The 24,147-nt window shown below is 61.8% G+C and carries 21 protein-coding genes; 3 read left to right on the top strand and 18 right to left on the bottom strand.

The features are described from left to right. Together AC0NIL_RS18955 and AC0NIL_RS18950 are read right to left on the bottom strand one after the other, a co-directional pair. The gene (locus AC0NIL_RS18955) at positions 1–2,001 is read right to left on the bottom strand and encodes a hypothetical protein (protein WP_275952965.1); all 2,001 of its coding nucleotides are present in this window, start codon (positions 1,999–2,001) and stop codon (positions 1–3) included. Then, complete coding sequence (locus tag AC0NIL_RS18950) at positions 1,998–3,542, bottom strand: NAD(P)H-hydrate dehydratase (protein ID WP_275952964.1); 1,545 nt, start codon at positions 3,540–3,542, stop codon at positions 1,998–2,000. Before AC0NIL_RS18950 ends, AC0NIL_RS18955 begins: the two co-directional genes overlap by 4 nt. 358 nt (positions 3,543–3,900) lie before the next feature. Here AC0NIL_RS18950 and AC0NIL_RS18945 point away from each other — a divergent pair, with 358 nt between their 5' ends. Together AC0NIL_RS18945 and glnA are read left to right on the top strand one after the other, a co-directional pair. After that, on the top strand, positions 3,901–4,239 hold the full coding sequence (locus tag AC0NIL_RS18945; RefSeq protein ID WP_006205430.1) for a P-II family nitrogen regulator: 339 nt from the start codon (positions 3,901–3,903) through the stop codon (positions 4,237–4,239). Positions 4,240–4,304: 65 nt separating this feature from the next. Beyond that, positions 4,305–5,714 (top strand): type I glutamate--ammonia ligase, encoded by a 1,410-nt coding sequence (glnA, locus tag AC0NIL_RS18940; protein WP_013531452.1) that lies wholly within the window; start codon positions 4,305–4,307, stop codon positions 5,712–5,714. A 735-nt stretch (positions 5,715–6,449) separates the two neighbouring features. On the opposite strand, the gene AC0NIL_RS18935 is transcribed toward glnA, so the two are convergent. Next, positions 6,450–7,490 (bottom strand): glutamine synthetase beta-grasp domain-containing protein, encoded by a 1,041-nt coding sequence (locus AC0NIL_RS18935; RefSeq protein ID WP_013531450.1) that lies wholly within the window; start codon positions 7,488–7,490, stop codon positions 6,450–6,452. A gap of 316 nt (positions 7,491–7,806) precedes the next feature. Between AC0NIL_RS18935 and AC0NIL_RS18930 the strand changes: the two genes are divergently transcribed. Next, positions 7,807–8,004, top strand: coding sequence for a DUF2735 domain-containing protein (locus AC0NIL_RS18930; RefSeq protein WP_063168063.1), 198 nt, complete (start codon positions 7,807–7,809; stop codon positions 8,002–8,004). Between the two features lie 96 nt (positions 8,005–8,100). On the opposite strand, the gene AC0NIL_RS18925 is transcribed toward AC0NIL_RS18930, so the two are convergent. From AC0NIL_RS18925 to secY, 15 genes are all read right to left on the bottom strand, one after another. After that, positions 8,101–9,990, bottom strand: coding sequence for an MFS transporter (locus tag AC0NIL_RS18925; protein WP_224674179.1), 1,890 nt, complete (start codon positions 9,988–9,990; stop codon positions 8,101–8,103). Between the two features lie 190 nt (positions 9,991–10,180). Continuing rightward, on the bottom strand, positions 10,181–10,969 hold the full coding sequence (locus tag AC0NIL_RS18920) for an ATP12 family chaperone protein (protein ID WP_275952963.1): 789 nt from the start codon (positions 10,967–10,969) through the stop codon (positions 10,181–10,183). Between the two features lie 11 nt (positions 10,970–10,980). After that, positions 10,981–11,898 (bottom strand): DMT family transporter, encoded by a 918-nt coding sequence (locus tag AC0NIL_RS18915; RefSeq protein WP_275952962.1) that lies wholly within the window; start codon positions 11,896–11,898, stop codon positions 10,981–10,983. 2 nt (positions 11,899–11,900) lie between these two features. Further along, entirely contained in the window at positions 11,901–12,881 is a 981-nt protein-coding gene (locus AC0NIL_RS18910) for an RluA family pseudouridine synthase (protein ID WP_024505072.1), read from the bottom strand. Positions 12,882–12,943: 62 nt separating this feature from the next. Next, positions 12,944–13,318, bottom strand: coding sequence for a fluoride efflux transporter CrcB (crcB, locus tag AC0NIL_RS18905; protein WP_063172204.1), 375 nt, complete (start codon positions 13,316–13,318; stop codon positions 12,944–12,946). A gap of 76 nt (positions 13,319–13,394) precedes the next feature. Continuing rightward, complete coding sequence (locus AC0NIL_RS18900) at positions 13,395–15,053, bottom strand: hypothetical protein (RefSeq protein WP_275952961.1); 1,659 nt, start codon at positions 15,051–15,053, stop codon at positions 13,395–13,397. Between the two features lie 158 nt (positions 15,054–15,211). Then, complete coding sequence (locus AC0NIL_RS18895) at positions 15,212–16,042, bottom strand: aspartyl/asparaginyl beta-hydroxylase domain-containing protein (protein WP_275952960.1); 831 nt, start codon at positions 16,040–16,042, stop codon at positions 15,212–15,214. 171 nt (positions 16,043–16,213) lie between these two features. Continuing rightward, complete coding sequence (locus AC0NIL_RS18890; RefSeq protein WP_013531441.1) at positions 16,214–17,521, bottom strand: replication-associated recombination protein A; 1,308 nt, start codon at positions 17,519–17,521, stop codon at positions 16,214–16,216. 48 nt (positions 17,522–17,569) lie between these two features. Next, complete coding sequence (locus AC0NIL_RS18885; RefSeq protein WP_275952959.1) at positions 17,570–19,057, bottom strand: DegQ family serine endoprotease; 1,488 nt, start codon at positions 19,055–19,057, stop codon at positions 17,570–17,572. Between the two features lie 199 nt (positions 19,058–19,256). Next, positions 19,257–19,688 carry a 50S ribosomal protein L17 gene (gene rplQ, locus AC0NIL_RS18880; RefSeq protein ID WP_013531439.1) on the bottom strand — a complete coding sequence of 144 codons (432 nt, stop codon included), beginning with the start codon at positions 19,686–19,688 and terminating at the stop codon, positions 19,257–19,259. 104 nt (positions 19,689–19,792) lie between these two features. Next, entirely contained in the window at positions 19,793–20,803 is a 1,011-nt protein-coding gene (locus tag AC0NIL_RS18875) for a DNA-directed RNA polymerase subunit alpha (RefSeq protein ID WP_013531438.1), read from the bottom strand. Positions 20,804–20,905: 102 nt separating this feature from the next. Further along, positions 20,906–21,295, bottom strand: a complete 390-nt coding sequence (gene rpsK, locus AC0NIL_RS18870) for a 30S ribosomal protein S11 (protein WP_006205444.1) — start codon at positions 21,293–21,295, stop codon at positions 20,906–20,908. Between the two features lie 161 nt (positions 21,296–21,456). Then, complete coding sequence (gene rpsM, locus AC0NIL_RS18865; protein WP_013531437.1) at positions 21,457–21,825, bottom strand: 30S ribosomal protein S13; 369 nt, start codon at positions 21,823–21,825, stop codon at positions 21,457–21,459. Between the two features lie 210 nt (positions 21,826–22,035). Next, entirely contained in the window at positions 22,036–22,632 is a 597-nt protein-coding gene (locus AC0NIL_RS18860) for an adenylate kinase (RefSeq protein WP_013531436.1), read from the bottom strand. After that, positions 22,629–23,969, bottom strand: coding sequence for a preprotein translocase subunit SecY (gene secY / locus AC0NIL_RS18855; protein WP_013531435.1), 1,341 nt, complete (start codon positions 23,967–23,969; stop codon positions 22,629–22,631). Before secY ends, AC0NIL_RS18860 begins: the two co-directional genes overlap by 4 nt. Between the last annotated feature and the right edge of the window lie 178 nt (positions 23,970–24,147).

The following is a 24,147-nucleotide window of genomic DNA, read 5'->3' as shown; positions in this document are numbered from 1 at the left end:
TCACTCCTCTTCCGCCGCCCCGAACCCCGCTCCCATGGTGGCGCGGACAGGGCTGCCCCACGGTGTCGCGTGATTGTCGATGCGCATCTGGAAGATGAAATAGGTCGGCGAGCAGAAGCCGATGCCTCTGACCTTGCCGATGCCCGGCGTGTCCGGCGGCAGCGATTGGCACATATAGTCCTCGCGGCAGAAATGATCGGCCGAACAGGCCGGCCGGTTGCCGCGATTGACGGCGCCGCCAAGGCATTGGTCGAAATTGTTGGTGGCCACGCAGATGTCGAATTTCTTGCCGCCGACCAGCCCGCAGATCTCATTCGGCATCGGCTTGCCAGCTTTGAAGGCCGCGAAGGCACGGTCCTTGTCGTCGCAGCCGCGATAGGCGATGCCGCCCGGCACGCCGATCTTCGGCGGTCGGCAGGTGTAGGCGGTACGGGAAATGTCCGAGGCGAAGGCCGCGAACTGGCCCGATTTGCTGTAGCGGTCGTTGAAAGGCTGCGCCGCATTGCTGGCGATCGAGCCGGTCAGGCAGGGATGGCCGGAAAACAGTTTTTCGCTGTCCTTGGGCAGCAGGCATTGCGCCAGTTTCGTGTGCACGCCCGAAGCGGTGGCCAGCGGCGTGCAGACGGTGCCGCCGCCGCATTTCCAGGTCGCACCGAAGCGGTCCGCATCTTCCGGCATCAGGCACGGCATGGCCATCTCGGCCGGCGCGTAGTCGACCGCGGCGTCCGTCCAGGCTGCCGGCGGCGCAAAGGAGAGCGGACGGAAGCGGTTTGGCTCCCTGCCCTCAGCTGTAGCGCGCAGCCAGGCCTGGCGGCGCGGGATCTCGGCATGAAGATGCGGCGAGATGCCGACCTCGATGCGGTTGAGCGGCGATGTCGTCTTGTCGTCAAGGCCGATGAAATGGAAGCCGGCAGTGGAACCGGCCTGATGGCAACCCTGGCAGGCGCCATTGTCCAGCCGCTCGACCAACGCTTCCGGCGTGCGCACCAGTTTTAGCGTGGAATAATCGAGCGATGCGAATTCCTTGGGCTGGAACAATTCCGTAAACGGATGATTGGCCTGCCGCGCGCTGCCGAAGGTCGACCATGAGATGATCTTTCTGGCCAGGAACTCGTCGGGGATTTCATAGACACCTTCATCGACCGCCGGCAAATTGGCGCCGACATAGGCGGCGAGCCGTGCTTTCAGCGCCGTGTCCTGCGAGAGCCGTGCGGTGTCGGGCGTGTTCTCCAGCGGCTTCTCGCTGATAGCAGCGCCATCGATGCCGAATACCCGCATGAGATAGGCGGCCTGCCCGCCGAACTCGGTTTCCTGACCGGACGGGAAGCGTACCACCTGCGCGTTGAGCTCCAGCTGCTTGAAGGTGAGCCCAGCTCTCTCCAGCGGCCCGCCGGTCAGCCAGCCGGCATCGACGCTCTCGTCAAGCTGTGGCGTCCAGCGCCCGGCAACACCTACGCAGCCGCCATCGGCGTCGGGGGCGGCGCTGTAGACGGCATTGAAATTGAATGGCAGGCGCGACGCCAGCAGCTTGCCGTTTTTGCGAAAGCTGTAGGCCAGGCGGTAGATGAAGCGCACCTCGCCGCAGCTCCTGTCGCCTTGCAGCACCGCGAAGTCGCGACGATCGAGCCGGTTGATGACGCCGACCAGCCGGAAGCGCGCGGCGTCGGTCTTCAGCCAGCGCATGTCCATGATGCGGCCGACATTGCCGTCGGTGACTTCGTAGAGCGTCCGGCCGCCGGCTTTCATATCGGCACGAAGTGCTGCAACATCGGAGGCAACCGTTTCGACGATGGCGTGAAAGGCCGGCGCCTCGTCGTAAAGCGTCTTCAGACCGCCCTCGCCGTCGACCCCCAAAACATCGGCGAAACCGAAACCCGTGGCATCGAGTGCGGCGAGCACCGCCGGATCGTCGACGATCGTCACAGGACCTTCGGCGCGCGCCGTCGGCGCCATGAAGACAGCGATGAGGGTGGCAAGCAACAGAACGAGCGCGCGGCTCATTGGGCAGCCGTGCGCGCGTCGAAGAGGTCGCGCAACACCGGCACCAGTGCCAACGGCAGGTCCTCGGCGATCAGACCGGGTCCGAACCGGCTGCCGGCTTCGGCATGCAACCACACCGCCGCGCAGGTGCCCTCGAAGGGCAGCATGCCTTGCGCCAGCAAACCGGCAATGATGCCCGACAGCACGTCGCCTGACCCGGCTGTGGCCAGCCACGGTGCACCGTTGGAGTTGATCGCCGCTTTGCCATCGGGCGCTGCTATGACCGTGTCGGCGCCCTTGTAGACGATGACGGCGTTGGCCCGCGCGGCGGCCGTTCGCGCCTTGTCCAATTTCGACATGGTTTTGTCCCCGGCGATATCAGGGAACAGGCGGCCGAATTCGCCCTCATGCGGCGTAACTATCAAGGCAGGCGCATTCGGCTGACGGGCAGCTTCGAACAGCGCCTGAGGCTGATGGGCCAGCGACGTGATGGCGTCGGCATCGAGCACCATCGCACCGGCGTAGCTTGCAGCCGCCGATGTGCGTGCTTCCTCCTCCAAAGCCTTGATCAGTTGCAGGGCGAAATCGCCGACCTTGGGCTTTGGCCCGAGCCCCGGTCCGAACACCAGCGCCCCGGGATGGCGCACCGTTAGAAATTCCTGCACCTCCTCGAGCGAGCCCGCCTCGCGCAGCATGATCGAGGTCAGGTGAATCGCGTTCACCTGCATGGCATTGCCAGGCGACAGCACGGTGACCGCCCCTGCCCCGCTTCTGGCGGCGGCCAGCGCCGACAGCCGCGCCGCGCCGGTAGCACTGGGACCGCCGGAAAAGACGCCGACATGGCCGCGCTTGTATTTGTGCGCATCCACCGCCGGCACGGGAAATTCCTGCAACCACAGGTCCGGCACATTCTCGAAGGTCGAGACGGCGAGCTGGGCGATGATGCCGTCGCCGATGCCGATATCGGCGAGCACGATCTCACCGCATTGCCCGCGCCCCGGCAGCAGCAGGTGGCCAGGCTTTTTCCGCGCGAAGGTGATGGTGACCTCGGCACGAAACGCCCTGCCCAATATGTCACCGCTCCTTCCAGAGACGCCGGACGGCAGGTCGACCGCGACCACGGGCAGGCTCAGGGCTGTCACTGTATCGATGGCTTTCGCGGCGTCGCCGGACAGCGGCTTCGACAGCCCCGCCCCATAGAGCGCGTCGATCACGATCGAGCCAGGCTTGGCGTCAAAGTCAGACAGCGGCCGGGGCTTGATCGGGCATTCCGCGGCGGCGAGCGCCGCATCGCTTTTCGGCCTCGGCGCGCCGGATGCCCAGACCGATGTGCCGACGCCGCTGCCGGCCAGGATGCGGGCAACGACATAGCCATCGCCGCCATTGTTGCCGGGCCCGCACAGCACATGGATGTGCTTTGCCGAGGGGTAGCGCTTGAGAACCTCGGCCGCGACCGCTCCACCAGCGCGCCGCATCAGGCCGATGCCGTCGGCTGGGCCGGCGGCAATCGTCAGCCGATCGGCCTCGCTCATTTCGGCCGGGGAAAGAAGTTCGTTGCTCATGGATTGCCGATCCGCATGCGATCAAGCATTGTCCGATTTCGATCCTAAGCAAACAAGGGGGAGTTGCCGAGATCTGCAGCCATAACGTTGGCACGAAGGCCTCGCGGGCAGAAAGTTGCCTGAGGGATAGGCAATATGCCTGATTTTTGTGCGGACGGAGGTGCTGGCGCTGTGTAGGCTCTGGCAGTCCATGCCGCTTCCGGTGCAGCGAATGACGCGAATTTGCATCCCGGTGCGGCGCGGCTTTGAAATCTTATGAGACCGCTTAGAATCCGCTGAATTGGCACAGTTCGTGCTTGATGGAGGCGCAAGCGGGGGGTCACAACCCGTTTTTTTGGCAGTGGAGGCCACTTTTTACATGAAAAAGATCGAAGCGATCATCAAGCCATTCAAGCTCGACGAAGTGAAGGAAGCGCTTCAGGAGGCCGGACTGCAAGGCATCACCGTCACCGAAGCAAAAGGCTTCGGTCGTCAGAAGGGTCACACCGAACTCTACCGCGGCGCCGAATATGTCGTCGATTTCCTGCCCAAGGTGAAGATCGAGGTCGTGCTTGGCGACGACGCGGTCGAAGGTGCGATCGAGGCCATCCGCAAGGCGGCCCAGACCGGTCGTATCGGCGACGGCAAGATCTTCGTTTCCAATATCGAGGAAGTCGTGCGTATACGCACCGGCGAAACGGGCATGGACGCGGTCTGACCGACCGCGCCATCCTCCCGAAAAACGTCATCATCAAAAAAAGTCATCACACAGGGATACATGACATGACGACAGCCAAAGACATCATGAAGCAGATCAAGGACAACGACGTGAAATTCGTCGACCTGCGCTTCACGGACCCGAAGGGCAAGCTGCAGCACGTGACGATGGATGTCATCGAGGTCGAGGAAGACATGTTCGCCGATGGCGTGATGTTCGACGGCTCGTCGATTGCCGGCTGGAAGGCCATCAACGAGTCCGACATGGTGCTGATGCCCGATCCGGAAACGGTCCACATGGACCCGTTTTTCGCGCAGTCGACCATGGTCATCCTGTGCGACATCCTCGATCCGGTTTCGGGTGAATCCTACAACCGCGATCCGCGCGGTACGGCCAAGAAGGCCGAGGCCTACATGAAGGCCGAAGGCATCGGCGACACCATCTTTGTCGGCCCGGAAGCCGAGTTCTTCGTGTTCGACGACGTGAAGTACAAGGCCGATCCCTACAACACCGGATTCAAGCTCGACTCCACGGAGCTGCCGTCGAACGACGACACCGACTATGAGACCGGCAATCTCGGCCACCGTCCGCGCATCAAGGGCGGCTACTTCCCGGTGCCGCCGATCGACAGCGCACAGGACATGCGCTCGGAAATGCTGACCGTGCTCGCCGAAATGGGCGTGCGCGTTGAAAAGCACCACCACGAGGTGGCGGCGGCTCAGCACGAACTCGGCATCAAGTTCGACGCGCTGGTGCGCAACGCCGACAAGATGCTGATCTACAAGTATGTCGTCCACCAGGTCGCCAACGCCTATGGCAAGACGGCCACCTTCATGCCGAAGCCGATCTTCGGCGACAACGGCTCGGGCATGCACGTCCACATGTCGATCTGGAAGAACGGCAAGCCGACCTTCGCCGGCAATGAATACGCCGGTCTGTCGGAAAGCTGCCTGTTCTTCATCGGCGGCGTCATCAAGCATGCCAAGGCGATCAACGCCTTCACCAACCCGCTGACCAATTCCTATAAGCGCCTGGTGCCGGGTTATGAAGCGCCGGTTCTGCTCGCCTATTCGGCGCGCAACCGCTCGGCGTCCTGCCGTATCCCGTTCGGCTCGTCGCCGAAGGCCAAGCGCGTCGAGGTCCGCTTCCCCGATCCGGGCGCGAACCCCTACCTCGCCTTCTCAGCGCTGCTGATGGCCGGCCTCGACGGCATCAAGAACAAGATCCATCCCGGCCAGCCGATGGACAAGGATCTCTACGACCTGCCGCCGAAGGAGCTGAAGAAGATCCCGACCGTCTGCGGCTCGCTGCGTGAAGCCCTGCAGAGCCTCGACAAGGACCGCGGCTTCCTGAAAGCCGGCGGCGTCTTCGATGACGACCAGATCGACAGCTACATCGAGCTGAAGATGGCCGAAGTGATGCGCTTCGAAATGACCCCGCATCCGGTCGAGTACGACATGTACTACTCCGTCTGAGATTCAATCTCGGTCCAAGATTAGCTATAATGCTCAAGCCCTTGAAAGACGTCCCTCTTTCAAGGGCTTTTTGCTGCGCTCCATAGGAATTGCCAGCCGACCGGCATGCCTCGCCTGCACGGCAGCCGCGCATGGACAGCCGTATCCGCCTTTCGTCTTCGACGATCATAGGATGCCCGGATTCTTGGACCTACGGTCCATCGGAGCGGCCGGCTTGAGCGCGTCGCTTCAATCACAACTCGGCGGTGTTCAGTAAATGATCAAGGGAGGCGGCTCGGTCGCCAACTTCGGAGCCAGGAGCGAGCGGAGCACTGTCTCAGGCTACAGTGACCGCTCGTCCGGCGCCCACGCCAATGCCGCCGTTCAAGAAAACCCCGCCCGTCCGAACAGCATTGCGTGACGTAACCCCAAGGCCTGCGAATACGCATGCCGTAGCGTGATCTGTCAACGCCGCCAGCCGGGTGGCGAATGACCGATTCCGTTGTATGAACAGATGCTTATGGAAGATCCATCGCCCCGGACAAGGGCTGGAAAAGGCGGTTTTCCGGGCTTTCTGGCGAGTGATCGCCGCAGACCCGCACGGCTGCGGCCGGAACTCACGGGCGATTAGCGACCGCCGGAACTGCCTGACTTTTTCTGGGTATGTTTTACCGGGAATGCAGTCAGCCGGGTAACGGCCAAAAAAGAACCCCGGCGCGAAACGCCGGGGTCCTCTTGTCATACAGTCCGAAACACTTAAGCGGCGGCTGAAACCTGAGCGCTTGCCGGAACCGAGGCGATCGTCTTCAGGATTTGCGAGGCGATCTGGTAGGGGTCGCCCTGCGAGTTCGGACGGCGGTCTTCCAGATAACCCTTATAGTCGCTCTTGATGAAGGAATGCGGCACGCGGATCGAGGCGCCACGGTCGGCAATGCCATAGCTGAACCGGTTCCACGGCGCGGTCTCGTGCTTGCCGGTCAAACGCTTGTCGTTGTCCGGGCCGTAGACGGCGATGTGATCCATCAGGTTCTTGTCGAAGGCCGCCATCAGCGCTTCGAAATAGGCTTTGCCGCCGACTTCGCGCATATAGGCGGTCGAGAAGTTGGCGTGCATGCCAGAGCCGTTCCAGTCGGTGTCTCCGAGCGGCTTGCAGTGGTATTCGATGTCGATGCCGTATTTCTCGGTCAGGCGCTGCAGGAGGTAGCGGGCCATCCACATCTGGTCGGCGGCCTTCTTGGAGCCCTTGCCGAAAATCTGGAATTCCCATTGGCCTTTGGCCACTTCGGCGTTGATGCCTTCGTGGTTGATGCCGGCGGCGAGGCAGAGGTCGAGATGCTCCTCGACGATCTGACGCGCGACGGAGCCGACATTGGAATAGCCGACGCCGGTGTAGTACGGGCCCTGGGGTGCGGGATAGCCGCTCTCGGGGAAGCCGAGCGGGCGACCGTCCTTGTAGAAGAAATATTCCTGCTCGAAGCCGAACCAGGCGCCCTCGTCATCGAGGATGGTGGCGCGCTTGTTTGAGGCATGCGGCGTGACACCATCGGGCATCATGACTTCGCACATGACCAGCACGCCGTTGGTGCGGGCGGGATCCGGATAGACCGCAACCGGCTTCAGCACGCAATCGGAGCTGTGCCCTTCGGCCTGCTGGGTCGAGGAACCATCGAAGCCCCACAGCGGCAGCTGCTCGAGTTCAGGGAATTCGGCGAATTCCTTGATCTGCGTCTTGCCGCGAAGGTTGGGGACCGGGGTATATCCATCGAGCCAGATATACTCGAGCTTGTATTTCGTCATTCTAGCCTCTCGTTGCTTGATCACCGAACACTGAACGGCGTCGACATGCGTCTGCCGTCAGCAGCCGGCCTGCCGCACACTTAAAATGCAATTCGTGTGCCATTCTTGGTCCGGAGGGTGCGACAAAATTGACGCGGCATCCACCGGAAGTCGGTGAGCCGCCTAAGCAATGCGCCCGGATCCATCACAGTCCTTATTTGCACAAATAATGTGCAAACGCTGATCTTTTCATAGGCATATTGCCTAACTTGATTGCAGACCTTATCTTCAGGCCAAGTTGAATCGAAAAGGTTCGGCGGAAGAAAGGAACCCGGCAATGGAAGTCATTTCCACACGACCGTCGGCCAAAATTTTGATGTTCCCGGCGGCAGCACGCCTCTCTGCCTCAAATTTGAGCGGAAAGGCTAAGTTTGCGGCAGAGCTTGCCTCGCTGCGTGGTGCCCGCGCGGATTTCGGCGACGGCTGGTACCATGAGGCAGCCATCGAGGAAGAGGCCCGGGGCCGCAAGAGCTGACACAAAGGGCAGCAGCCCTCGCCAACGAATTGGCCTGAAAAGAAAAAGCCCGGCGCGATCGTTCGCGCCGGGCTTTCTTTTGAACGCTGGGGCTGCCTACTCCTTGGCGTGCAGGTCGGTGCCGAGCGTATCCTTGACGAAGATCATGCCGATGACCAGCGTTATAGCCGCGATCACCACCGGGTACCAAAGGCCATAGTAGATGTCGCCTTTGTAGGCGCTGAGCGCGAACACGGTTGCCGGCAGCAGTCCACCGAACCAGCCATTGCCGATGTGATAGGGCAGCGACATGCCGGTGTAGCGAATGCGGGTCGGGAACATCTCGACCAGGATCGCCGCGATCGGCCCGTAGACCATGGTCACGAACAGCACCAGGATGAACAGGATGCCGATCGTCATTGGCCAGTTCACTGCTGCAGGATCGGCGAACATGGCGAACGCGCCGCCGCCTGGAATGTTGTAGACGGTGACTTCGGGTGCGCCCGCTGCCTCATCGGTGGTCAGCAGCTTGTCCTTGACCGCCTGGTCGATCGGCACCGTCGCCTTTTCACCGGCACGGATGGCAGCGGCGTCCAGCTTCAGTTCCGGGTTGGCGGCAACAAACGCATCGAGCTTCTGGTCCGCAACCTTGGCTGCCGCGCGCTTCAGCGGATAGCCGCCGTCCTGCAGCGACATATTGACGGCCTTGATGAAGGCCGCTTCCTTGGTCTTGGCCTGATCACCGGCGGCGATGGCGTCATAGGACTCGACCGTCTCGTTGCCGATTTTGACAGATGCGGGTGTGCCGGCGGCAGCCGTCGACACCACGTCATAGGGAACCGAGTTCTTGGTCAGGAAAGAAGTCGCGATATCGCAGGATGTCGTGAACTTCGCCGTGCCAACCGGATTGAACTGGAACTTGCAGTCGCCCGGCGCCGCGGTCACCGTCGCCCTGGTGTTCTGCTGCGCCGTGGCGAGTGCCGGATTGGCAGCCCATGTCAGTGCCTTGAACAGCGGGAAGGTGCAGACAATCGCCAGCGCAAGGCCCGCCATGATGATCGGCTTGCGGCCGATCTTGTCGGAGAGCCAGCCGAAGACGACGAAGAAGATCGAACCGACCGCCAGGGCGACCGCGATCATGATGTTGACCGACTGCGCGTCGACCTTGAGCACGTTGGTCAAGAAGAACAGCGCGTAGAACTGGCCATTGTACCAGACCACGGCCTGACCGGCTGTGAGGCCGAGCAGCGCCAGCAGTGCAATCTTGGCGTTCTTCCATTGGCCGAAGGCTTCCGTCAGCGGCGCCTTGGAGCCCTTGCCCTCATCCTTCATGCGCTGGAAGGTCGGGGATTCGGAAAGCGAAAGCCGGATCCAGATCGAGATGCCGAGCAGCAGGAAAGACACGATGAACGGAATACGCCAGCCCCAGGCAGCATAGTTTTCCTTGCTCAATGAAGCCTGTACGATCAGGATCACAACCAGCGACAGGAACAGGCCGAGCGTCGCCGTGGTCTGGATCCACGAGGTGTAGTAGCCGCGCCGGTTGTCCGGCGCATGTTCGGCGACGTAAGTGGCCGCGCCGCCATATTCGCCACCCAGAGCCAGGCCCTGCAGCATGCGCAGGATGATCAGGATCACGGGAGCGGCGATGCCCAAAGTGGCATAGCCGGGCAGCAAGCCGACCAGGAAGGTCGACAGGCCCATGATCGTCATGGTGACAAGAAAAGTATATTTACGGCCGACAAGGTCACCGATGCGGCCGAACAGCAGTGCGCCGAACGGGCGCACAAGGAAGCCTGCGGCGAAAGCCAACAGCGCGAAAATGTTGCGGGTCGCTTCCGGAATGGCTGGGCTGAAAAAGGTCGAACCGATGAACACCGCCAGCGAGCCATAGAGATAGAAATCATACCATTCGAAAACGGTGCCGAGCGAGGAAGCGAAGATGACTTTCTTCTCTTCCCGCGTCATGCCGCGGCTTGTTCCGCCGGCGGTCGATGCTATTGCCATTGCGTTATCCTCCCGTGAGATCCGTTCTCATTGCTGCGCGACACTGTCCGCGTTCTCCTCCGAGCACGGACTCAACGACAGCCATCGGGGAAAAATGACAGAAAGCGCCCGCCAAAGGCAGCGCGTCTTTGGGATTATGACTTTGGTATTAGGTGCGCTGCGGGATGAAACCGGGCGAGTTGGTAAACCCCTAGCCCTTGAGCGCTTGCAGCAGGCCGGCGGCAGCCATCATGTCGCGCTTGCGAGCCGCGCGGCGGGCAACGGCCTCCGCATCCTGCCCCCAATGCTCGATCTGCCAGTCCTCGTCGACATGAGCAGCGGCCCAGGCAGCCTCAGCGTCGATCTCGCCGAAATCGACAGCCAGCGCCAGCAGCGCCGAACCGGTCAGCGACGTCATCACATGAATGGCGGCGAGCCGCAGCGGCTCGGCGCGCTGGGCAAGATGGCTGCCCAGCACGGCGATGGTCTCGCGCGGCTGCTCGACATGGATGATGCCCTCGGCCAGATTGAAGCGGGCTCCGAGTGTCCTCGCCCAGTCGATCACCGGATCCCAATGCTGGTTCTGCCGCTCCACCAGCCCTTGCGGTGCGTCGGCGCGATAGCAGGTGAGATCGGATGAGGCAAAGCGCAGGATATCCTCCAGCACCGCCTGCGGGTCGCTGGCGACGCCATCGATGGCCGTGTTGACGAGGCGCATCACCGGCATCTTCACCGGATCGATGGTCTCGCTTTGGGCGGCGAACTCGTCGGCGACGAGCGCGGCTGCTGCTTCGGTCGGCAGCACCAGCAGCGCCTTGCCCGGCGTCCGCACCGGCTTGCCGTCGAGATGCACGGCAAAGCCACTGTCGAAAGGTGCCACAGAGGCGGCCTTGTAGAAGCGTTTGGGCAGAGGCGTCTTCATCTGGATCTGGGCGCGGCGCACAGGATCCGGGTCGGAGAGATACTTGCCCGCTTCGAGGTCGTTGAGGATGTCACGCATGAAGGTCTCTCTTACACCGGCGTCAGCTTGCGCGCCGGCCGGTTGACGATGATCAGGCCGGCGGCAATCAGGCCAAGTGCCAGGAAAATGCGCATGGTCAGCGGCTCATTCAAGAACATGGCTCCGCACAGGACGCCGAAAACCGGCGACAGGAAGGTGAAACTGGACAAGCCTGACGCCGGATAGCGCCGCAGCAGCCAGAACCACAGCACATAGGTGAAGGCGACGATGTAGACCGCCTGGAAAAGCAGCGCCAAGGTCGGCAGCACGGTCGGGTCGCGAACGGGCGGGCCGGCGAGAGGCAGCACCAATACGCCTACGATCGCTGCCCCGGCGAGTTGGTAAAACAGAAGCTTCTCGGCGCTCGCCTCGACCAGCTTCGACCGCTTGATGAGGATGTTGGTCAAAGCCCAGAAGAATCCGGAGCCAAGGCTCAGCAGATCGCCGAACAGCATGTCTCCGCCGCCGCCAAGCTTGTCGGAAAACACCGCGGCAAGGCCGGCAAAGGCCAGCAGCAGGCCAAGGAATTTTCTCAACGTGATCTGCTCGCCGAGCAGGAAATGGCCGCCGAGCAGCATCCAGAACGGCATGGTGTTGACCAGCAGCGTGTTGCGGGCAACGGTCGTATGCTCCAGGCCGACATAGAGGCAAAGGAACTCGATGCCGAAAAGCGCGCCAACCACGATGCCGGCGAGCAAGGTCCCGTCGCGCGTGAAAAGCGCGATGCCGCGCCACCGGCACCAGGCAAAGACACACATGCCGCCGATGATCGAGCGCGCGATCGACAGGAAAACCGGATCATAGCCAGCGTAGGAGATCTTGGCGGCGACGTAATTCAGCCCCCAGGAAAAGGTCAGCCCGACCATGATCGCGGCGGCGGCCAGGTCGACCGTGTCGCGCCGGTCGAGCGCGTCGGTGGCGCCGCTCACGATCAGTCCTCCGCGCTGGCGTCGTCGAAGCCGATCAGGTTCCAGCTCTGGCGCATATGCGGTGGCATTGGCGCCGTGACATCGATGACGCCCTTGTCGGGATGCGGAATGATGATGCGGCGGGCGTGCAGATGCAGGCGGTTTTGAATGCCCCCGGGAAAGTCCCAGTTGGTGTCGGCCTCGAAATATTTCGGATCGCCCAGGATCGGGCAGCCGATGTAGGCGGCATGGACGCGAAGCTGGTGGGTGCGGCCCGTATAGGGCTCCATTTCAAGCCAGGTCATCGTCTGCGCCGCCTGCTCGATGATGCGGTAGTAGGACACAGCGTGGTCGGCGCCCTTTTCGCCATGCGCGGCGACCCGCACGCGGTCACCGTCCGGCGTCGGCTCCTTGATCAGCCAGGTCGAGATCTTGTCCTCGCGTTTGGGCGGCACGCCCTTGACCAGCGCCCAATAGGTCTTCTTGGTCTCGCGGGCGCGAAACGCTTCCGAGAGCTTCATGGCGGCCAGTCGGGTGCGGGCGACGACCAGCACGCCCGAAGTGTCGCGGTCGAGCCTGTGAACCAGTCTGGGCTTCTCGCCCTTCTGGTTGCGCCAGGCCTCCAGCATGTCGTCGACATTGCGGGTGACGCCCGAGCCGCCCTGCACCGCAAGGCCCGCCGGCTTGTTGAAGACGAAAACCTTAGGGTCTTCATGGATCAGCATTTTCGACAGGACATCGGCATCGCCCTGGTTGCGGATCGAGTGGCCGGTCAGCGCACTCTCGCCCTTCTTGTCAACCTCGAGCGGTGGGACGCGAACCATCTGGCCGGGCTCGACACGGGTGTCGGCCTTGACCCGGCCGCCGTCGACACGGATCTGGCCGGAGCGCAGAAGCTTCTGCAAATGGCCGAAACCAAGGCCCGGGAAATGGGTCTTGAACCAGCGGTCGAGCCGCATGCCCGCCTCACCGGCTTCCACCGTGATCTGTTCAACGCCTGCCATGTTTTTTGTCGCTTATCCGTTTCCCGAGCCAAGCTCGGCCTGTTCTTGGCGCGGCAATAGCACTAAGGCAGGCTTCTTGCGAGCCAAAGTCCCAGAAACAGGGCGATAATGGCGCCAATGACGCTGGCAAGGGCATAACCCAGCGCAGGCAGCGTGGCTCCCCGCTCCCACAGCGTCGCGAAATCGAGCGAAAAGGCTGAGAAGGTGGTGAAGCCGCCAAGAATGCCGGTGGCAACGAACAGCCTGACCTCGTTCGATCCGCCACGGCGCATCATGGAGGCGATGAACAGCCCCATGGCGAAGGAGCCGATGACGTTGATGGCCATCGTGCCCCAGGGATAGTTGGGGCCGACAAAACGCAGCGCGCCGATGTTGGTAAGGTGACGAATTCCGGCACCGATGCCGCCACCGACGACGACGAGAAACAGATTGAACATGACCGTTTACTGCCCCCGCAGGGCTGCCCGGTCAATCCCTCGTTGTGGGCGCAACCGCACGGATCAGCCGAGCTCGTCACCACTCAGGCGTTGCCCATCCCGGATATTTTTTCCTGAACTCGTTATAGAGGTCATCGATCTCCGTTTTGCCGATAGGGCGCACCTGTTCGTAGAGGTAGCCCTTGACGTCGCCGGACAGCTGGTACGCCGCGATGCGCCTGTATGCTGCGCCGATGCCTTTGCCCTCGACAATGTATTGGTCCGGTATCGAGACACAGAGCTGCGCACCCGGCTGCAGATGGGTAACGGGCGGATCGGTCACGACAACGTATTTGGACTTCAACGCCGCCGGTCTGAATCGATCGCGACTATCGACCTGACAAGCCCACTCGATGCGAGGGTAAAGGTCCTTGTCCATTTCATAGAGCAATGAGTCGCTCATGATCCCGCTGGACGCAAATACCGACAACCGGTCCCCAGGTCCCATCTTTCCAAGAAGGTCATCGATAAGGCGCCTGTATTCTGGAAGATTGTCGAGGTGCAGCGGGAGCGTGGCTTCCCTGGCAAAGACGTAGCTGATCGGTGACAGCACCTGGCGGCTTATCGGGAAAAAGGTACCGAAAAACGCCAGCATGGCGGCAACGGCTATCGCGGCGTTCGACCATCGCGATCTCAGCGCCGGCATCGAAACGATCGCAACGATTGCCTGGGCGTAGGCAGGAAAGAGCCAAAGAAACATTGGCACCGAATGATGGCGATCCGGGTCCTGCATACGGGTGAAGAGGAAGAAGGTGAGTACCGAAGCAACGGCACAGAACAGGGAAAATCTGTTTTGGCGTATGATGGAGATGTAAAGGCCAAATGCGATCAACAGCCAGTTCACATAGCTGAGCCGCGATCCTACCTGGTCAACCTGTGAGACGAAGCTCGTCTTGTATCCGCTGTAAAGGTCGCCATAGCTGGTTCCCAGTATCTTGAGGATCAGGGGTTGCTGGAAGGTCAGCGCGGCTCCGACAACCACGAGGATCGCGCACAGGCCCCCGACGGCGGCATTGCGGAGTGCGGGAAAGTCCCGGTCTTTGGCGACCTGCAGAAAACAGAAGAAGGCCGCGGAAATTCCGACCCCGATGACGGGATAAGCGTACCAGCGGCGCAGCATGAATGCCAACCACAGGCATACGCCGACACGTATTCCGCTGATCACCGGTTCATGGGTCAGGAACCTCGATTTCCAGAGAAAATAGGTTGCCGCGCAAAGCGCGAGACAGCCGGCAATGTCAGGCAACCCACGAAGGGTCGCCGCCCAGAAGGGCGTGTAGAGAAAGGCCGCAATCCATACGGTGAACCAGCTTCGGCATGAAGACGCCCCGGTCGCCGCCTCCAGATAGCTTATTCTGCCGATGAGAAGAGCGGTCGGGACCAGATAAACAGCGACTATTCCGGCGATGTAGGAAAACCGCGAATCGCCAAAAACGATGTGAAACGGCATCAGCGGCACCAGGATCGCCGCACTGTAGTCATCCGTTGCGATCGAGGTCCTCAAATGGCTGAGCCACTCGAGAGGGCTCTGGACCAGGAGCGTGCCTTGCCGGCTGAACGTGTCGAAATAGGCAGCGAAGTCCCAGTAATAGACAGGCTGTTCAAGCCCTACATAGGTGAGAGCAAGAGCAATTCCCACAAGAGCGGTGCACACATATGTCGTTGCCCAAAATCCGAGAGATCTGTTCTTCGTCACTTGAAGCCGCCAGAAGGAGAAGAGGCAGAACTGTCAAAGTCAGCCCGGGCCGCCGTTCATGCAGCCAGGAGCCGTTCCGGCGCATGAGCGGCCACAGGATAGCCAAGTCTCACATGCAGAGCACCCAAATGCCGCCGGCAGCGCCGGTTTTCCAAAGCTCAGGTCGTCCCGGCATTCTTCGGCTTGGTCGAACCGATCATCTTCCAGTTCTTGTAGAACATGGAATTGATGCGCTCGACGCTCACCGAGACGACGGCGAGCATGCCCGCGATCAGTCTGGGAACTGGAGACGGCCGGATGATGTCCATGAACACGCAGTAGCGGCGTCCGTCATACTCGTTGACCGAGCGATGCAGCAGCGTGTCGTCGAAGACGAACAGCGGATTGTCGTACCAGTAGTTCTTGACGTTGCCGCACTCGACGAAAATCTCCGACTTAACCGGGATCAGATTGTAGAGAATGCGCAGGCTGAGCCGCAGCGGGCCGAAATGCCAGGATGTCGATTCGCGCTTGCTGAAGACGGAAACGGCGATGGTCTTGATGTATTTGAAATCCTTGTTGAACTCGGCGACGTTGTCGATCCTGTGCTTGCCGTACCACTGGTAGACATACATGCCGCGCCGGCCGGCGCCGAAATTGGCATCGATATCGGCGATGATCTCATCCTTGCGCGCCTTGAAGATGTCCAGGACCTCGTTGACCTCGCGTTGATAGTCGGCGGGAAACTGATCCAGCTTCCACACGCCAGGATTTCTGTAGCACAGGAGGTCGACCAGCAGGTTGAACGGCGAAAGCAGCCAGGTGAACAGGCCGTTGCCGAGAAAATAGCCTGAGAACAGCGACAGATCCTTGCGGTCGTTGCGCAGCACGTCGATCAGGCCGCAGACGATGAAGATCGTCGTCAGGATGGGGATGAAATAGAAGCCAAGGGCGAGAAGCGGGATGGCAATGGCGAATTTGCGAAGGGATTTGCGAAGATTTTTTGTCATTTTTCCACGCGCCAAGCGCGATCCTGTTGCGAATGAGGTGCCCAAATCAAGGCAATGGCCACCGCCCGGTCGTGCGCCTTGATAAGGTTTTTTGGGTTACCACACAACGGCCCTGCTACCGCGGCCGGCTGGCTGCCTGCTGGATCTGGTCAATAGCCTCACGCAACCCGGCTATTCCCGCTCTTTGCGCAGCTTTGCCCAATAATCGAGCCGCTTCCTGATATCGCGCTCGAAGCCGCGCTCGGGCGGATCATAGAAGGTCTGGCGACCCATCTTCTCCGGAAAATAATCCTGCCCCGAAAAGGCATCCGGCTCGTCATGGTCGTAGCGGTAGCCCGCGCCGTAATCCTCCTCTTTCATCAGCTTGGTCGGCGCGTTGAGGATGTGCTTGGGTGGCAGCAGCGAGCCGTGTTCCTTGGCGGCCCGCGTGGCGGCCTTGAAAGCGTTGTAGACGGCGTTGGATTTGGGCGCGGTGGCGAGATAGACGGTGGCCTCGGCAAAGGCGAGTTCGCCTTCGGGCGAGCCGAGATAGTCGTAGGCATCCTTGGCGGCATTGGCGACGACAAGCGCCTGCGGGTCGGCAAGGCCGATGTCTTCCATGGCCATGCGCACCAGCCGGCGGCCTAGATAGAGCGGATCCTCGCCGGCATCGAACATGCGTGCGAGATAGTAGAGAGCCGCGTCAGGATCTGAACCGCGTACCGATTTGTGCAGCGCCGAGATCAGATTGTAATGGCCGTCCTGGCCCTTGTCGTAGATTGGCGCGCGGCGCTGGACGATGCGCTGCAGACCCTCGGGATCGAAGACCTCGCCGGGCTTGGCTGCTCGCCAGACTTCCTCTGCCAGGGTAAGAGAGGCGCGGCCGTCGCCATCGCTCATGCGGATGAGCATGGCCCGCGCCTCGTCGTCGAGCGGCAGCGCCCTGCCCTCGGTCTCCTCCGCCCGCGCCATCAGCTTGGAGATGCTCTCCTCGCCAAGCGAATGGAAGACCAGAACGCGCGCGCGTGACAACAAAGCGGCATTCAGTTCGAAGGACGGGTTTTCGGTCGTAGCGCCAACCAGCACGACTGTCCCGTCCTCCATGACCGGGAGGAAACTGTCCTGCTGCGCACGGTTGAAGCGATGGATCTCGTCGACGAACAACAAGGTCTGGCGGCCATTGGCACGGCGCAATTTGGCTGATTCGAACACCTTTTTCAGGTCGGCGACGCCGGAAAAGACAGCCGATATCTGCTCGAAGGCGAGACTCGTTTCACCGGCGAGCAACCGCGCCACGGTGGTCTTGCCGGTGCCGGGCGGCCCCCAGAAAATCATCGAGCCGAGCGAGCCGGAACCGATCAACCGGGTCAGCGCGCCGTCAGGCCCGGTCAGATGCTCCTGGCCGACGACCTCGCCAAGGTTCCTCGGCCGCAACCTGTCGGCCAGCGGCCGCCCAGGCGGCTTCTTTTCCGGTTCATCGACGCTGAACAGATCGGCCATGCACTTCTTTTTCGTTGGAGCATGAGCCCGAATGCACGGAACCCTGCCCTAATAACGCAACACCTGACGCAGTATCTGCCCGCCGCGCTCGACCGTAAAGCGCCACCAGCGCGTATCCGTCTTGGCCGCCAGCTCCAGGGTCGCTGCGGTATCGATGGTGGTGCCGTTCACCTCGCGCACGATGTCGCCCGGCTGGAAGCCGAAATCGGCGGCCGGTGAATCGCGGTTGATGTCGACCACGGTGACGCCCTTGATGTCCGTGCGCAGGCCAAGCCGCTGCGCGAGCCGGGGCGACAGCTCCGCGACCTTGGCGCCCGAAAAGGGGCTGCGGCCATGCAGCGTCACCTCGGCAGCCTTCATGCCTTCCGGAGCACGCTCCAGCGCGATATCCATCGCCGCCTGCTGGCCCTTGGTCAGAACCGCGAAATTGGCGGTGGTGCCGATCGACAGCGTCGCCATCCGGTAGTCCAGCGCTTCGATGCTCTCGACCGGCTTGCCGTTGAGCTGCAGCACCACGTCGCCAGGCTTGAGCCCTGCCTTGGCGGCCGGTCCGGTCGCCTCGACCGACGAGACCAGCGCACCGGTCGGCTTCTCCATGCCGAGCGATTCTGCGATCTGCGGCGTCACCGCTTCGAACTCGGCGCCGATATAGGGCCGTTCGAAGAAGTCGAGCCCGGCCTTGGCCGCGTCGGCAAAGGCGCGAACCATGTTCGAGGGAATGGCGAAGCCGATGCCGATCGAACCACCGCTGCGGCTGTAGATGGCCGTGTTGATGCCGACCAGCTGGCCGCCCATGTTGATCAGCGCGCCGCCGGAATTGCCGGGATTGATGGCGGCGTCGGTCTGGATGAAGAAGCTGGAATCGGAGACGCCGATATGGCTGCGGGCCAGTGCCGAGACGATACCGCTGGTGGTGGTCTGGCCGACGCCGAAGGGGTTGCCTATGGCCAGCAGCAGGTCGCCGACCTCGAGCGCGTCGGAATCGCCGATGGCAATGACCGGAAACGGCTTGTCCGAGGTGATCTTGAGCACGGCAAGGTCGAGAGTCTCGTCCTTGAGCAGCACCTTGCTGTCGAACTCACGCCCATCAGCGGTCGCCACCTTGACCCGGTCGGCATCCTTGATGACGTGGTAATTGGTGACCACGACGCCAGTCGGATCGACCAGCACGCCGGAGCCCAGCGAAGACTGCGCACGCGGCTGCGAGCGGCCGAAGAATTCCTCGAAGAACGGATCGCCGTCGAAAGGCGATGTCACCTTGGCGGTCTGCGAGGCATAGACGTTGACCACCGCCGGCGCCGTCTGCTTGACCAGCGGCGCAAACGACAGCTGCACCTCCTCGCGGCCAAACGGCACGCGCTTGTCGGGACCGGACGTCGCGTTCTCGCCCTCGACGCCATGCAGCAGGTCGGTCAGCACATCTGACAGGCCGGGATCTGTCTTGGTCTCCTCGGCCAATGCCTGCCTGACCACCGGTGCGGCCGCAAACGCCATGGTGGCGAAAAGCAGAACAAAGGGCAGTCTTCTGGCGCGCATTCGCGAATCCTCCAAGGCAAGTTCGGGGGCATTGTCCCGACGATTGTGCAAAATGAAAGGCTAAGCCGCTGAAATCCGACTATTTTGGGCCAAAACCCCAGGGGCATGCCCGGAAATCGGATTCCGGCGCGGTTTGCTGCTTTCAGAAAACAAAAAGGGGCCCGCAGGCCCCTTTGAACTCATTTGGGAAAACCGAGCCTTATGCGGCTGCGGCGTCCGCGTCAGCGCTTTCGGCCTCGATGCGAGCGCGGTCGCCGGCGCCCTTGGCCGAGACGTCGCGATCGACGAATTCGATGACAGCCATGGCGGCGTTGTCACCGTGACGGAAGCCCGCCTTCATGATGCGCAGATAGCCGCCATTGCGGTTGGCGTAGCGCGGCGCGATGGTGTCGAACAGACGCTTGACGACGCCTTCATTGCCGATCTGGGCAATGACCTGGCGGCGGGCGTGCAGGTCGCCACGCTTGCCGAGCGTCACCAGCTTCTCGACGATCGGACGCAGGTCCTTCGCCTTCGGCAAGGTGGTGACGATCTGCTCGTGCTCGAGCAGCGACACGGCGAGGTTGGCGAACATCGACTTGCGATGGCTAATGCTTCGGGCGAAGCGGCGGCCTTTGAAACCGTGGCGCATGGCTCTTTTCCTTCTTCAGTTGTTCAAGAGGCCGCGGCCTCTGATGGTTTTCCGCATGACCGTCGGATCGAGCGACCCACGCCGCCGATCCTTGGAATTCATGCTCAATATTGGTCTTCGTAACGCTTAGCGAGGTCTTCGATGTTTTCCGGCGGCCAGTCCGGCACTTCCATGCCGAGGTGCAGGCCCATCGCCGCCAGGACTTCCTTGATCTCGTTCAGCGACTTGCGGCCGAAGTTCGGGGTGCGCAGCATCTCGGCTTCGGTCTTCTGGATCAGGTCGCCGATATAGACGATGTTGTCGTTCTTCAGGCAGTTGGCCGAACGCACCGAAAGCTCGAGTTCGTCGACCTTCTTGAGCAGCGCCGGGTTGAAGGCGAGCTCGGTGACGGCCTCGGCGGCGACTTCCTTCTGCGGCTCGTCGAAGTTGACGAACAGGCCGAGCTGGTCCTGCAGGATGCGGGCGGCGAAAGCCACTGCGTCCTCGCCGGTGATCGAACCGTCGGTCTCGATCGTCATGGTCAGCTTGTCATAGTCGAGAACCTGGCCCTCGCGGGTGTTCTCGACCTTGTAGGAGACCTTCTTGACCGGCGAATAAAGGCTGTCGACCGGGATGAGGCCGATCGGCGCGTCTTCGGCGCGGTTGCGGTCGGCCGGCACGTAACCCTTGCCGGTGTCGACGGTGAATTCCATGCGGATTTCAGCGCCTTCGTCCAGCGTGCAGATGACGTGGTCGGGGTTGAGGATCTCGACATCGCCAACCGTCTGGATGTCGCCGGCAAGAACCGCACCCGGTCCCTGCTTGCGAACGACCATGCGCTTGGGACCATCGCCTTCCATGCGGATGGCGATTTCCTTGATATTCAAGACGATGTCGGTCACGTCCTCGCGCACACCGGCGATGGACGAGAATTCATGTAGAACGCCGTCGATCTGCACGGCGGTAACAGCCGCACCGCGCAGCGAAGACAGAAGCACGCGGCGCAGCGCGTTGCCCAGCGTCAGGCCAAAGCCACGCTCGAGAGGCTCGGCGACCAGCGTGGTCAGCGTCTTCTTCTTCGACGAGAACTCGATCTTGTTCGGCTTGATCAGTTCCTGCCAATTTTTCTGGATCATGATGCTTTCCTTCCGTTGACCCGCCACCATCCAATCGTGGCGGGCGACCTGGAATGCCGCGGAGGAGCGCCCAAGGGCGCTCGCGCGGCGTTCGGTAAATGCTTAGACGCGACGCTTCTTGCGCGGGCGGCAGCCATTGTGCGGGATCGGCGTCACATCACGGATCGAGGTGATGGTGAAGCCGGCCGCCTGCAGGGCACGCAGTGCCGATTCACGACCGGAGCCGGGTCCGCAGACCTCGACTTCGAGCATGCGCATGCCGTGTTCCTGGGCCTTCTTGGCAACATCCTCGGCAGCCATCTGGGCAGCGAACGGGGTCGACTTGCGCGAACCCTTGAAGCCCTGGGCACCGGCCGACGACCAGGCAATCGAATTGCCCTGCGCATCGGTGATGGTGATCATCGTGTTGTTGAAGGTCGAATTGACGTGGGCAACGCCCGACGAGATATTCTTGCGTTCGCGACGGCGAACACGAGCGGCTTCCTTGGCCATGATAGTCCTTTCAGTTGATCTCTACACCGCCGTAATGCCAGCGGCTCCACCTTCGTAAGGGAGTAGGGGAATAGGGCAGCAAGGGAGTAGGGAAAAATGCGACCCGACTGGCGGGCATTCCCTACTGCCTTACTCCCCTACTCCCTTATTCCCCTAAAAAATTACTTCTTCTTGCCGGCGATCGACTTGGCCGGGCCCTTGCGGGTGCGCGCATTGGTATGCGTGCGCTGGCCGCGGACCGGCAGCGAGCGGCGGTGACGCAGGCCGCGGTAGCAGCCGAGGTCCATGAGCCGCTTGATGTTCATCGAGACTTCGCGGCGCAGGTCGCCTTCAACCTGGTAATCGCGGTCGATGGTCTCGCGGATCTGCAGCACTTCCGCGTCGGTCAGCTGGTTGACGCGGCGCTCGGCCGGGATGCCGACCTTGTCGACGATCTCCTGGGCGAACCGCTTGCCAATGCCGTGAATGTACTGCAGCGCAATGACAACGCGCTTGTTGGTCGGAATGTTGACGCCGGCTATACGAGCCATGTTCTTCCCTTCTCCATGTGGGCCGGCCAATCCTCAAAAACAAGGTAGGCTCGGCGCTGTCTTAAGTTGCCCCGCGTCCGGTGGAGGCCGGCCCATGCGGGAGTTTCCAGTTCAATGCGGCTGCCTTGCCCTTGCGGACAAGCAAAGCTCATGCCTGATAGGAAGACGGGCCGCCATACCGCAGCGAACCGCCTCCGTCAAGTGCAATCGTTAATTTCCCCGCACCGCGTCCTTGAGCACCGCTTCGATCTGTTCCGTCACGGCGTCGATATCGGCCATGCCGTCGACACTGCGGAGCTTGCCCTTGGCATAATAGTAGCCAATCAGCGGCGACGTCTTCTTGTAGTATTCCCTCAGGCGCTCTTCGAACACGGTCGGATTGTCGTCCTTGCGAACGGGAAGGCCGGCGGCCTGCGCCTCGTCGGCGCGTTTGACGATCCGGCCAACCAGGGCCTTGTCGTCGACCACGAGTTCAATGACGGCGTCGAGCCCCTGGGAGCGGTCCGACAGCATCTGCTCGACCGCATCCGCCTGCACCAGGGTCCGCGGATAGCCGTCGAGGATGAACCCCTTGGCGCAGTCGGGCTGATCGATACGCTCAGCGACGATCGCGTTGACGATCGCGTCGGACACCAGTTCACCGGCATCCATCACCGCCTTGGCGCGCTTGCCAACCTCGGTGCCTGCCTGGACGGCAGCACGCAGCATGTCGCCCGTCGAGAGCTGGGGTATGCCGTGTTTTTCTACCAGTCTTTGTGCTTGCGTCCCCTTGCCCGCTCCTGGCGGCCCAAGCAATATCAACCTCATCTGGCTTTCTTCCCCCCGCGCAGCTTCGACTTCTTGATCAGGCCTTCATACTGGTGCGCGATCAGGTGACCCTGAATCTGCGCAACCGTATCGAGCGTGACACTGACCACGATCAGAAGCGATGTGCCACCAAGGTAGAATGGTACGCCAGTCGCCGAGATCAGGAACTCCGGCAGCAGGCACACCAGCACCAGATAGATGGCGCCGACGACGGTGATGCGGGTGAGAACGTAATCGATGTAATCGGCGGTGCGCTCGCCCGGACGATAGCCCGGGATGAAGCCCGAATGCTTCTTGAGCTGGTCGGCGGTGTCCTTCGGGTTGAAGACAATCGCGGTGTAGAAGAAGGCGAAGAACACGATCATCGCCGCATAAAACAGCATGTAGAGCGGCTGGCCGTGGCCGAGCGAGGCGAGCACGGTGCTTGCCCACGCCGGCAGGTTCGTCGTCTGCGAGAAGCCGGCGACGGTGGCCGGCAGCAAAAGCAGCGACGAGGCAAAGATCGGCGGAATGACGCCCGACGTGTTGAGCTTCAGCGGCAGATGCGAGGTATCGCCCTGGAACATCCGGTTGCCGACCTGGCGCTTCGGATACTGGATCAGCAAGCGGCGCTGGGCGCGCTCGAAGAACACGATGAGCGCAATGACGACGATAGCCAGCACGATGATCGCCAGGATCAGGCCGGTCGACAGCGCGCCGGTGCGGCCAAGCTCCAGCGTGCCGGAGATGGCGTGCGGCAGGCCGGCGACGATGCCGGAGAAGATGATCAGCGAAATACCGTTGCCGATGCCGCGGGCGGTGATCTGCTCGCCCAGCCACATCAGGAACATGGTGCCGCCGACCAGCGTGACGACGGTCGAGATGCGGAAGAACATGCCGGGGTCACTGACGATGCCGTTGCCGCCTTCCAGCCCGACAGAAATGCCATAGGCCTGGACCAGCGCAAGCAGCACGGTGCCGTAGCGCGTGTACTGGTTGATCACCTTGCGGCCCTGTTCGCCTTCCTTCTTCAGCGCTTCCAGTGACGGGATGACCGAGGTCATCAGCTGCATGATGATGGAGGCGGAGATGTAAGGCATGATGCCGAGCGCAAAGATCGCCATGCGCTGCACGGCGCCGCCGGCGAACATGTTGAACATGCCGAGCACGCCCTTGCTCTGCGAAGAGAAGGCCTGGGCGAAGGCGTCGGGATTGATACCGGGAAGCGGGATATAGGTGCCGAGGCGATAAACCAGCAGCGCGCCGATCGTGAACCAGATGCGCTTCTTCAAATCCTCCGCCTTGGCGAAGGCCGAGAAATTCAGATTCGAGGCTAATTGTTCAGCAGCCGAAGCCATGCCTGATTCTCCGCTTGGTAACGCTTGATGGCCCTGAGGTCAGGCGGCGCGTTTCACCGAAGCTCACGAGATAAGCTCCGGGCTCTAAACATGCAAGCGGCCGCGTTGACGCGGCCGCCTCGTTGAGCAGATCAAAGCGAAATCGTGAGCAAAAACGGATCCCACTCCTGCCGATCGC

The sequence above is a fragment of the Mesorhizobium sp. WSM1343 genome, from assembly GCF_055901535.1.
This window is presented reverse-complemented; position numbering and strand designations above follow the sequence as displayed.